The following is an 11,793-nucleotide window of genomic DNA, read 5'->3' on the forward strand; positions in this document are numbered from 1 at the left end:
ATTTTTATTTTTTTAGGGCGTGTTAATGGAAGTATCTGTTTAACACGCCTACAAAGTAAACTGCTTACCTCTTAGCAAGATAGCGCTGAGTGTTATAGTCGGGTGACTGAATAACCATTGTTTTTAAGTTGCTCAACAAGGCCATATTTTTCAACAAGATGTAATGCACCAACGGCAATAAACGTTGATTCATTAGGGAGCTGCTTTTTAAGCATTTTCACCCAGTTATTATTGCGTTCAATGATCATCAATTGCTCGGCTAATTTGCCATATTTATCATCCGAAAAACTTACCTGATAGTAATGGGATAACTTCTCTAAATCGCCGCTTCGCCATGCGGAAACTAAATCCAAGAAGTAGGTATTCAAATCAGACATCTGTGCAAATGTTTCCTTGAGCATAGCGTCACTATGAATACTCAGCTGACTGAACATTTCAAGCTGATATTCTAAGGTTTCAAATTCACCAATTGGGATCTTCTTTTCGTTTGCATAGGCTATTACTTGTTTATCGATGCCATTGGTATCGGTAAATCCAAGCTTTTGATATTCCAGTTGTAGCATAGTTACCATCACGGCCCATGGCGCATAGCGTTCAAATAAGGCGATATCTATTTGCTTTTTCGAAAAGTAGTCTTGTAGCTTCTGATAGACTTCTGCGGAGAGTTGGTCTTTTAGAGTTTGGTTGTTTTTTAACAGCATAAATGGCATGGAGCGCTGTTGGATCGCAAATGGAGAGAGCGCCTCTAAGTTCACTTCAACCATGACTCTATCACTGCTCGCAATGGCGCTTTTTACCTTGGCAGGTAAACCATGCATTTGTTCGTCACCGACGTGGACGGTACCAAATAAGTACGACGTTTTGTTGTCCTTTTCTATTTTCCACAGGCCAACTTCTGCGTTGGCGAGATTGCTGAAAAGGCTTAAGCAAAGATAAATAAATAACAATGGTGAAAATACTTTAACCATAGTAATGATCCCTGTTGGTTTTAAAGGGTCAGTCTGCGATATCGAAATGTGAATGTCACTAAAAAATGAAGTGCGCTTAGGCGGTAGAAAAAATTTCATATAGGGAAATCGAGAAAGTAAATTTTTCGTTATATCGAAACTGAACCAATAGAAAATTCGCATTTTAAAATGTGTGGTTGTTTTAATTCTTTAGTTTTTGGTTTTTTGGTTTTTTTATGCGTTAAACTCAGGTTTTTAATTTTAAATAGCATAGTTTTTTGTGTTGACTTCAGTGTGCAAGGCGCGGTATTAATAGAAAAAGAGGCAGCACAGTGCTTACACTGAATGATTGCCAAGTTTAAATTTACGGAATTCAAGCAATGTTACTAACAGCAACTCTACTAGTCGTGATTATCAACGTGGTGATTATTATTACCGCGGGGGCTGGTTAGTGCTGTAAGAAAAGTATCAGCATAAACGCCCCCCGCACCAAAAGGTTCGGGGGGCGTTTTCGTTTTAGGGCATAAAAAGGCAACTGAGAGCAGATCATGAGCAATTCAACAACCGGCGCACAACTTGTTATCAAGGTGCTAGAAGAGCAAGGCGTTAAACACGTATTTGGTTATCCAGGTGGTGCCATCATGCCCATTTATGACGCTTTGTATGGCGCGCCAGTTAAGCATTATTTGACTCGTCATGAGCAAGGTGCTGGTTTTGCTGCTGTTGGGTATGCTCGTAGCACTGGCAAGCTTGGGGTTTGTTTTGCCACTTCTGGACCCGGCGCGACAAATCTTATCACCGCACTTGCTGATGCCATGATGGATTCAGTTCCGCTATTGGCTATCACTGGGCAAGTGCCGACCGCTGCTATCGGTTCGGATGCCTTTCAAGAGGTGGATGTGCTGGGCATGTCTTTGTCATGTACTAAGCACAGCTACATGGTTGAGCGAGCGGAAGACTTGGCTGAAATATTACAAGAAGCCATGTACTTAGCGCAGTCTGGGCGACCTGGTCCGGTGTTGGTCGATATTCCCAAAGATATCCAGCTAGCTAAAGTACCTTTTCATCCTTTTGCTGCGCCACAAGACGAACAGCCGAGGGTTTCGCAAACTGAAGTAGCAAAAGCCAATCAATTATTATGTGATGCTAAACGACCTGTTGCCTACATTGGCGGCGGTGTGCAAAGCGCCGATGCGCAGTCACAGCTGATGCAATTTTTAGAAAAGACCCATATGCCGGCCGTATCGACGCTAAAAGCTTTGGGCAGCGTAACCCCAGATTATGATTATGACTTAGGAATGCTCGGTATGCACGGTACTCAAGCGGCGAATCTGGCGGTTCAGCAATGTGACTTGTTGGTATGTATCGGGGCGCGATTTGATGACCGTGTAACGGGGAATTTGGCAAAGTTTGCTGCAGGGGCAAAGGTGATCCATTTAGATATCGACCCTGCAGAAGTGGGTAAACGTAAACCCGCGGCCGCTTCGCTTATTGCAGATTTAAAACAGTCATTGCCGCAACTTGAATGTGTGGTTACGAATAGCGAATGGCTAGAGACCATCGAAGCACTGCAACGTCAACATGCGTGGCGTTATGACTATCCTGGCGAAAAAGTATTTGCACCGTATTTGTTAAATCAACTGAGCCAAAAGCTACCCAATACAGCGGTAGTGTGCTGCGATGTAGGCCAACATCAAATGTGGGTGGCCCAGCACATGAAATTCACTCATCCAAGCAATCACTTAAGTAGTGGCGGTGCAGGCACGATGGGATTTGGCTTACCAGCTGCAATTGGTGCACAGATAGCACGTCCAGATAACACAGTGATCACGGTATCTGGCGATGGCTCCATCATGATGAATATTCAAGAGTTGGCAACCATCCGCCGTAATAACCTGCCAGTTAAAATATTAATATTAGACAACCAAAGGCTGGGTATGGTGAGACAGTGGCAGCAACTCTTTTTTGACGGTCGTTACAGTGAAACCGACCTGTCAGACAATCCAGATTTTGTCTCTTTGGCTGCCGTGTTCGGTATTCCTGGGCAGACAATTACTCATGCAAACCAAGTAGATGACGCCGTTGACGCCATAGTGAATGCGCAAGGGCCCTATATTTTACATGCTTGTATCGACGATAAAGAAAACGTATGGCCGCTTGTTCCACCTGGTGCTGCCAATGATGAAATGATGACGGAGAGCCTTTCATGAAACACCATTTAACCGTTGCAGTAAAACAACAGAGCATCGCAGTGGAGCGCTTTTTACGCGTAGCCAGACATCGCGGATTTCGCTTAACGAATTTGGAATTACAAGGTCAAGATGATTTATTCCACGTCAAAATGACCGTAGATAGTGACAAACCTATCTATTTATTAACCTCACAACTGAGTAAGCTAGTAGAAGTGCAAGCGGTTGACTTGCATACACTACAGAAACAGGCAATTTAGAAGAATTAAGGTAGTTAACAATGACACAAACATCAGAAGTAATTTGGCATAACGGTGAAATGGTTCCTTATTTTCAAGCGACCACCCATGTGCTTAGCCATGCTTTACATTATGGCAGCTCAGTTTTTGAAGGGATCCGTGCTTACGATACGCCAAATGGTCCAGCTGTTTTCCGCTTAACCGATCATATTCAACGCCTCTTTGATTCCGCGAAGATCTACCGTATGGAAATTCCTTTTACCAAAGAGGAAGTAATCGCAGCGTGTAAAGAGACTATCCGCGCAAATGACTTTACCAATGCTTACCTTCGTCCATTTGCATTTTTGGGTCATGTAGGTCTTGGTTTAAACCCGAAATCGCACCGTGCAGACATGACAGTCGCTGCGATGGAATGGGGTGCATACCTTGGTGAAGAAGGCTTAGCGCAAGGTGTTGATGTGTGTGTTTCTTCTTGGAGCCGCCTTGCACCAAACACCATGCCTACCGCGGCGAAAGCGGGTGGTAACTATTTATCTTCACAACTTATTTCAGGTGAGGCGAAGCGTAATGGTTATGTTGAAGGGATCGCACTTGATGTTAATGGTTACCTGAGCGAAGGTGCTGGTGAGAACTTATTTGTTGTGAAAAAAGGCGTGCTTTATACCCCGCCAACCACAGCTTGTATTCTACCTGGTCTCACGCGCGACACTATCATTCATTTGGCAAAAAAACGCGGTTATGAAGTACGTGAAGAGCCAATTGCTCGCGAAGCGCTTTATCTTGCTGATGAGTTCTTTATGGTTGGTACCGCAGCGGAAGTAGTACCTGTTCGCAGCGTAGACAAGATTACCGTGGGTAATGGTGGTAGAGGTCCAATTACGGAAGAGTTACAGCAGGCCTATTTCGCTTTGGTTAAAGGTCAAGCTGATGACGAAAATGGCTGGTTAGAATACGTAAACGATTAATTTTATTGGAATCGGGGCCAAGCGTCCCGAACAAAAGCGCATTGTAAATTGTGGGAATGAGGAGCTCGGCAAAGCCGAGAAAAAGGTGAAGCATGGCTAAATTACGGAGCAAGACAACTACAGAGGGCAGACAACGCGCGGGTGCTCGTGCATTGTGGCGAGCAACGGGAATGACGGACAGTGATTTCCATAAACCGATCGTTGCGGTCGTGAATTCATATACCCAATTTGTTCCGGGTCATGTTCACCTCAATCAACTTAGCGCATTAATGGCTGATGCGATAACAGAAGCAGGCGGCGTACCCCGTGAATTTAATACCATTGCTATTGATGATGGTATCGCCATGGGCCACGGCGGCATGCTTTACTCGCTTCCGTCTCGAGACTTAATTGCAGATTCGGTAGAGTACATGGTTAATGCTCATTGTGCTGATGCCATGGTCTGCATTTCTAACTGCGACAAAATCACCCCAGGCATGCTACTTGCTGCATTGCGGTTGAATATTCCGGTGATCTTTGTTTCTGGCGGCCCGATGGAAGCGGGAAAAACTCGTTTAGCGGATATCGATCTAAAATTGGATCTTGTCGACGCTATGGTGAAAGGCGCAGATCCAACCGTGAGTGATGAAGATTCTGAGCAAGTTGAGCGCTCTGCTTGTCCTACTTGTGGTTCGTGTTCAGGTATGTTTACTGCCAACTCCATGAATTGTTTATTAGAAGCGCTGGGCTTAGCGTTGCCTGGTAATGGTACTACACTTGCGACACACAAAGACCGCCAACAGCTGTATTTGGGCGCAGCAAAGCGCATCATGGCTTTATGTGACGAATACTATGGTAAAGACAATGAGCAAGTGCTGCCACGCAACATTGCTAACCAAGCTGCATTTATGAACGCCATGACATTAGATATCGCGATGGGCGGTTCATCCAATACCGTGCTGCATTTATTGGCGGCAGCGCAAGAAGGCTTTGTCGATTTTGATATGAATGACATAGACCGCTTATCTCGTAGCACACCATTTTTATGTAAAGTTGCTCCGGCAACACAGCAATATCATATTGAAGACGTTCACCGTGCTGGCGGCATTATGGCCATTCTCAACGAGCTGGCCAGAGGCGATAAATTGGACTTGTCGGTGGGACATGTTGCTGGCGGAAATCTAGGTGAAGTTATTGCGCGTTGGAATGCCGCAGACCGTGATAACGAACGGGCACAAACTTTCTATCGCGCGGGACCTGCTGGGATCCGCACTACCCAAGCTATGAGCCAAGAGTATCGCTGGGATGAGCTTGATTTAGACCGTGAAGGCGGCTGTATTCGCTCTATCGAGCATGCCTTTAGGCAAGATGGCGGCCTTGCAGTATTGAAAGGTAACTTAGCGCCTGATGGTTGTATCGTGAAAAGTGCCGGGGTGGCCGATGAAATGCTGCGCTTTACGGGGCCGGCTGTGGTATTCGAGTCTCAAGACGATGCCGTCGAGGGGATACTGGGTGGCCAAGTTAAGAAAGGTGATGTAGTGATCATTCGCTACGAAGGGCCTAAAGGTGGTCCGGGTATGCAAGAAATGCTGTATCCAACTAGCTATCTTAAATCGATGGGGCTAGATAAAGACTGCGCTTTACTTACCGATGGTCGTTTTTCCGGCGGTACTTCTGGACTTTCTATTGGCCATGCGTCTCCAGAGGCTGCCAGTGGTGGCAATCTGGCGCTGGTTGAAAACGGCGATGTTGTCGCTATCGACATCTATAACCGCAGTATTGACGTTAAACTGGACGACACCGAGTTGGCGCTGCGCCATGAAAAGCAACTCGCTCGTGGTAAAGAAGCGTACAAACCAGTTAACAGAGAACGTTATGTGAGTCCCGCGCTAAAAGCCTATGCACTGTTAGCCACGAGTGCAGACAAAGGCGCGGTACGTGACTTACAAAAACTAGAGGAGTTAGGCTAGCGATGGTTTCCCAAGAGCTTGATTACTTTAGAGCCATTATTCAGGCGAATGTGGCACCGCTCGTTGAGGTAACGCAAGTGAATCAACTAGAGCAAATGTCAGCCCAGCTTGGTAACCAAATTTGGCTGAAAAGAGAGGACCAACAGCCGGTCTATTCTTTCAAATTGCGTGGTGCGTATAACAAGCTACGTCAGTTACCGAAAGGATCGCGGGTGTATACCGCTTCTGCGGGTAATCATGCTCAAGGGGTTGCACTAAGTGCAACGCATCTAGGTCAGCACGCTACCATTGTAATGCCTGTGACTACGCCAGAGATCAAGGTCAACGCGGTTCGTAAGCTCGGTGGTGAAGTGATCTTACACGGCCATCATTTTGATGCGGCAAAGCAGTACGCGCTAGATCTTTGTGAAGCGCAAAATGGTGTTTTTGTCCCGCCATTTGATGATAAAGATGTGATCATCGGCCAAGGTACGGTGGCGCGAGAGTTAATTCAGCAACTTGATGAACTAGACGTCGTATTTATTCCCGTAGGAGGTGGTGGTTTGCTTGCGGGAATGGCAGTGTATTTGAAGTCACTTCGCCCTGATATCCGTATTATTGGGGTAGAAGCTGAGGACAGTGCATGCCTTAAAGCTGCACTTGAAGCGGGAAAACCCGTGGAGCTTGAGCGAGTCGGTGGTTTTGCGGATGGCGTAGCGGTGAAGCTTATTGGCACTGAAACTTTTCGATTAGCACAAAAGTTTTGTGATGAAGTCGTGACGGTTAATGCCGATGAAATTTGTGCGGCGGTTCAAGATATTTTTGTGGAGACGAGAGCAACTGCAGAGCCTTCTGGCGCGTTATCAACCGCGGGTTTGAAGAAGTGGCTCACGCAAACGGGTGAAAAGGGGCTGAGTGTTGCGGCTATCTTGTCAGGCGCTAATTTAAACTTCGATCGGTTGAGATATATCGCCGAAAGAACGGCGCTAGGTGCTAAACATGAAGCATTGCTCGGGGTGACTATTCCAGAGGAAAAAGGCAGCTTTAAGCGTTTTTGTCACTCTCTTGGTGGCCGAGCGATCACTGAGTTTAACTATCGCTATGCCGGCTGTGGCGAAGCGCAAATTTTTGTTGGTGTTGGGCTTAGAAATGGCCAGCAAGAGCTAACTGAGTTAACCGCTTCATTGCATCAAAACGGCTACCTGTTTGATGACTTATCAGATAACGAACTGGCAAAGTTACATGTGCGATATATGGTAGGCGGCAAACCGCCGAGCGTCATGAATGAACGTTTATTGCGGTTTGAATTTCCTGAATATCCAGGCGCATTAGCACGCTTTTTAGACATGCTCGGCTGTAATTGGAATATTACTTTATTTCATTATCGCAATCACGGTGCGGCACAAGGCAATGTGTTAGCCGCTTTTGAAGTTGAGCCCAGTGATTATGAGCGCTTTGATGAACATCTTGCAAAGTTAGCGTATCAGTTTCAAGAAGAAACAGATAACCCGTGTTTTACACGCTTTTTGCATGGCGAGCAGTTAGCAAAGCAAAAGGCTGGATAATAAGTACTGAATTAGGTACGCTGGTCATGAAAGTATCTAATTTTATCAGTGGATTACATGATTAGAAAAAGAAAAAACAAGGACATCTTCATAACGTTAGTTACAAGGCTTGTATTACTTGCGGGCTTATATTTTGGTGCGAGTGCACTTTGGCCAGATCTGATCGAACACACACTTTTCTTGCCAATTGCGTTTGCAATTACAGTGATATCGGTCGTACTCCAAGGTGATATCGGTACCAACAGACGCCCAGAGCAAATGTTATTAAAAGAGGGCGAGAAGTTAATGCTCATCTACGGGGCAAATAAAATTATGATGCCAATAGCGCAAGTTGAGTCTGTCGCTATTGATGATAATTACCTTGGGATCATCGAGAAGAATAATGGTAATGGCTATGACATTATGTGCAAAGGTAGCCAAGATCAGATCTATCATCACCTTAAGAACATACTAGGTACACATATAGAGAATTGCAACGTACAGCTGCTTTGAACCTTAGTCAGTTAAAGTAGTACTTAACTCACTGTTATATTCAATACTTACCCAATCTTAATGGCAGCCTGAGCACCTTAAACTATAGTTAGCTATTATCAGTTGAAAAACGCAAGGATATGATGTTTAGGTACTATGTTGCGTTATTACTTTTATTTTTGAGCACTCAGATTGCAGCCCTTGAAAAAGTCACATTACAGTTAAAGTGGACGCATCAATTTCAGTTTGCTGGTTACTATATGGCAAAGGAAAAAGGGTTTTATCATAGGGAAGGGTTAGACGTTCAGATCCTTCCTGCCGATCCCAATAATCCTAACGTTGATTTTCGCGTGCTATACGGGCAAGCACAGTTCGGTGTGTTTCACTCAGGCCTTTTAAAACAAAGGCTCAAAGGTAAACCCTTTGTGGCGCTTGCTGCGATACTACAGTCTTCTCCTTATTGTTGGATGGTAAGAGCCGACAGTGATATTTATGTTCCCCGTGATTTCCAGGGGAAACGCCTCAGTCATTTAGGACACACAGAAAACGGTGAGTTGCTCATGATGTTGCAACGTGCAGGCGTCAATACACAAAATATGCGCTTGTATTCAGGCAGTGAGCCACTGAAAGACTTTATCGCGGGTAAATTTGATGCGATGCAAGTTTATAGCACCAATGAGCCCTATACCGTGCAGCAAAGCGGTCTATCAACCCGTGAAATTTGCCCTAAGCAGTTTGGTTTAAACGTTTATGCTGACGTGCTCTTTACTACGGAAAGCGTACTAGAAAACCGTCCTGAGCTTGTTAAACGTTTTCGTCGTGCGAGCCTTAAAGGTTGGCGATACGCTATGTTACATCTAGAAGAAACCTTAGCGATAACTAAACAGCAATACGCTACCCAAAAACCCCTAGAACAGCTCGCATTTGAGGCAGAGAAGTTAAGGGAGTTCATAAAGGTGGCTAATATTCCAATTGGAACAATGTCGACGGCAAAATGGCAATGGATAGCACAGCTATATCACTTAGATGTGAGTCAATTTCATGAACACAAATCGCGCTTTATTTATTCAGAAGTGAAGAATGAACAACCTAAGCTATCTTGGGTGTTGATTATTGCAGCGATTTTGACATTGGTTTGTATCCCAATGTATATCCACTTAATTTTTTCTCGTAAATATCATCAACAATTACGCTAGAATAAGGGTATTGTTTCCCTGACAACCGTGGCCATTGTGGAACCGAGCAAACGCTTTCAACTTCTAGATAAATTATTATTCGATACCCGACAATATTGGCAAGTCGTTGCTTTTGAGCATCTCACTATTCCCTGGCCACAACTGCAATCTGAATTACTGCGGTTAAGCGACGATGCAGTATCAACATTAGACAGTGACACTGATGCCCTTTTTACTTTTTTTAGTCGCTATATTCCCGAACTTGAACAACTTACGGTCTTAAGTGCTTTACCGCAAAAAGTGGGCCGTAGAGATGAGTTACCATTTTGGCTGAGTAATGGCATAAAAGGGCGTAAATTAGAGCAACTTCAAGACTTTGTTGCCGCAGTAAATGAAACCAAGGCATCGGTACTAGAGTGGTGCGCAGGTAAAGGTCATTTAGGTCGATTGCTTTCTTATCATGGCGCGCCTGAAGTGAACAGTATTGAGCTTCAAGCGGATCTGTGTCGACAAGGAGAGGAAAGCGCGAAGCGGCAAAATCTAAACTTGCATTTTCATTGTGCCGACGTGCTGAAAGATGACATACATCACCACTTCGTTGAAAATCGCCATGGTATTGCACTGCATGCATGTGGTGAATTACATCGTGTATTTATGCACCAAGCGGTGGCGAATGGTATGAAAAAGCTATCGCTCTCTCCGTGCTGCTATCACTTATTTACACCACCTGATTATCAAGCCATGAGTGTTGAAGCACAGCAGAGTCAGCTCAATTTGTCTCATCACGATATGAAGCTTGCGCTGCAAGAGACAGTTACAGCGCCCGGGAGAGTGGCACAAGTACGTAAAAAAGAGGTAAGTTGGCGCCTAGGGTTTGATGCGCTTCGTAGAGAACTTACCGCAGATAAACATTACGTGAGTGTGCCTTCGGTCAATAAGGCTATTTTTTCTGGGTCGTTTAGTGAATTCTGTTATTGGGCAGCTGAGCAGAAGCAGCTTGCCCTGCCTGATGGAATTGATTTTGACCAATATGAACGTATTGGGCGTGAACGAAAACAAGTAACGGACAGAATTGAGCTAGTACGACACGTGTTTCGTCGTGCGATTGAGATCTGGTTGGTCCTAGATAGGGTTTTATATCTGCAAGCAGCTGGGTATGATGTCACCCTTAGTACTTTTTGCGAAAAGTCACTCACCCCAAGGAATATTTTGATACAGGCTGAACGTCAGTCGGAGAACCATTAATGTGTAAAACGAGCCCAAGTCCGCTGAGTCACTTACTCGATAATAATAAACAGTGGGCAGATCGCACCAATGCCAGTGATCCTGAGTTTTTCAAAAAACTGTCGCAACAACAGAATCCAGATTATTTATGGATTGGCTGCTCTGACTCTCGTGTGCCTGCCAACGAGATTGTTGATTTAATGCCTGGAGAATTGTTTGTTCACCGCAATGTTGCCAATGTCGTGGTGCATACCGATCACAACTGTTTGTCGGTCATGCAGTACGCGGTTGAGGTGCTCAAAGTGGATCACATTATGGTGGTTGGTCACTACGGTTGCGGTGGAGTGCAAGCGGTGCTCGATAATGCTAAGTTTGGCCTTATTGATAACTGGCTGCGTCATGTCGCTGATGTGAAAGAGAAACACCAAGCGATTATTGAACAAGTGAGCAAAGAAAAGCAGTGTGCGGCGCTTTGTGAGCTAAATGTGGTTGAACAGGTGCGCAACGTGTGTCAGAGCAATATTGTTCAAGATGCTTGGCAGCGAGGTCAAACTTTGACGGTACACGGGTGGGTCTATGGTCTAGCTGATGGTCTCTTGAATGAGGTGGTGAACGCCGTAGAAGATATGGAGCAACTGTCGCTTTGCTATGAAAAGTCTCTGCTTGGCGTGAACCAGCGCTATTGCTAGGGTCAACATAGTTTAGAGATTGCGTGCGCCACAAGCGCACGCTTTACTTTCCAAAGCTTTGGTTGCTTATTCCTGTGAGTCGGATGCTTGGCTGGCAAGTTGTGCTTCTAACTGCGCCACTTTTTCTTCAAGTTCAACCAATTTTTCACGCGTGCGGATCAGCACTTTGCTTTGAATATCAAACTCTTCTCTGCTAACAAAATCCATTTCTGATAATTTGCTCTGGATCGCCTGTTTCGTTCTTGCTTCAAATGTTTCAGCAAGATTCTTTACGCCCTGTGGCATGTTACTGGAAATTTGCTTAGCAATTTCTTCAATTTTGGCTGGATTAATCATCTTCTTACCTTAGCTTGCGAGTCAGTATACACAGTCCATCTTACCTTATGCGCCGCAGACGGAAA

General features: G+C 45.0%; 11 protein-coding genes. 9 read left to right on the top strand and 2 right to left on the bottom strand.

What is annotated here, in order from left to right; all coding sequences use genetic code 11:
• Nucleotides 1–92 precede the first annotated feature (92 nt).
• Complete coding sequence (locus tag NH462_RS15050) at nucleotides 93–968, bottom strand: TraB/GumN family protein (RefSeq protein WP_253106398.1); 876 nt, start codon at nucleotides 966–968, stop codon at nucleotides 93–95.
• A gap of 527 nt (nucleotides 969–1,495) precedes the next feature.
• On the opposite strand from NH462_RS15050, the gene ilvG reads away from it, so the two are divergent.
• From ilvG to can, 9 genes are all read left to right on the top strand, one after another.
• Nucleotides 1,496–3,157, top strand: coding sequence for an acetolactate synthase 2 catalytic subunit (gene ilvG / locus NH462_RS15055; protein ID WP_253106399.1), 1,662 nt, complete (start codon nucleotides 1,496–1,498; stop codon nucleotides 3,155–3,157).
• Entirely contained in the window at nucleotides 3,154–3,396 is a 243-nt protein-coding gene (gene ilvM / locus NH462_RS15060) for an acetolactate synthase 2 small subunit (RefSeq protein WP_010376329.1), read from the top strand. Before ilvG ends, ilvM begins: the two co-directional genes overlap by 4 nt.
• Before the next feature lie 20 nt (nucleotides 3,397–3,416).
• Complete coding sequence (locus NH462_RS15065) at nucleotides 3,417–4,340, top strand: branched-chain amino acid transaminase (protein ID WP_010376327.1); 924 nt, start codon at nucleotides 3,417–3,419, stop codon at nucleotides 4,338–4,340.
• Between the two features lie 92 nt (nucleotides 4,341–4,432).
• On the top strand, nucleotides 4,433–6,289 hold the full coding sequence (ilvD, locus tag NH462_RS15070) for a dihydroxy-acid dehydratase (RefSeq protein ID WP_010607767.1): 1,857 nt from the start codon (nucleotides 4,433–4,435) through the stop codon (nucleotides 6,287–6,289).
• A gap of 2 nt (nucleotides 6,290–6,291) precedes the next feature.
• The gene (gene ilvA / locus NH462_RS15075) at nucleotides 6,292–7,833 is read left to right on the top strand and encodes a threonine ammonia-lyase, biosynthetic (RefSeq protein WP_253106400.1); all 1,542 of its coding nucleotides are present in this window, start codon (nucleotides 6,292–6,294) and stop codon (nucleotides 7,831–7,833) included.
• Nucleotides 7,834–7,890: 57 nt separating this feature from the next.
• Nucleotides 7,891–8,325, top strand: a complete 435-nt coding sequence (locus tag NH462_RS15080) for a hypothetical protein (protein WP_253106401.1) — start codon at nucleotides 7,891–7,893, stop codon at nucleotides 8,323–8,325.
• Between the two features lie 122 nt (nucleotides 8,326–8,447).
• Nucleotides 8,448–9,500, top strand: coding sequence for an ABC transporter substrate-binding protein (locus tag NH462_RS15085; RefSeq protein WP_253106449.1), 1,053 nt, complete (start codon nucleotides 8,448–8,450; stop codon nucleotides 9,498–9,500).
• A 27-nt stretch (nucleotides 9,501–9,527) separates the two neighbouring features.
• Entirely contained in the window at nucleotides 9,528–10,724 is a 1,197-nt protein-coding gene (locus tag NH462_RS15090; RefSeq protein WP_130163354.1) for a methyltransferase, read from the top strand.
• On the top strand, nucleotides 10,724–11,392 hold the full coding sequence (can, locus tag NH462_RS15095) for a carbonate dehydratase (protein WP_010376314.1): 669 nt from the start codon (nucleotides 10,724–10,726) through the stop codon (nucleotides 11,390–11,392). The genes NH462_RS15090 and can overlap by 1 nt, the downstream gene beginning before the upstream one ends.
• A 66-nt stretch (nucleotides 11,393–11,458) precedes the next feature.
• Here the strand turns inward: can and NH462_RS15100 are convergent, their stop codons facing one another.
• Nucleotides 11,459–11,728, bottom strand: coding sequence for an accessory factor UbiK family protein (locus tag NH462_RS15100; RefSeq protein WP_010376312.1), 270 nt, complete (start codon nucleotides 11,726–11,728; stop codon nucleotides 11,459–11,461).
• Nucleotides 11,729–11,793 lie beyond the last annotated feature (65 nt).

It is taken from the genome of Pseudoalteromonas sp. OANN1 (assembly GCF_024124685.1).
In the GTDB taxonomy this organism is placed as follows: domain Bacteria; phylum Pseudomonadota; class Gammaproteobacteria; order Enterobacterales; family Alteromonadaceae; genus Pseudoalteromonas; species Pseudoalteromonas piscicida.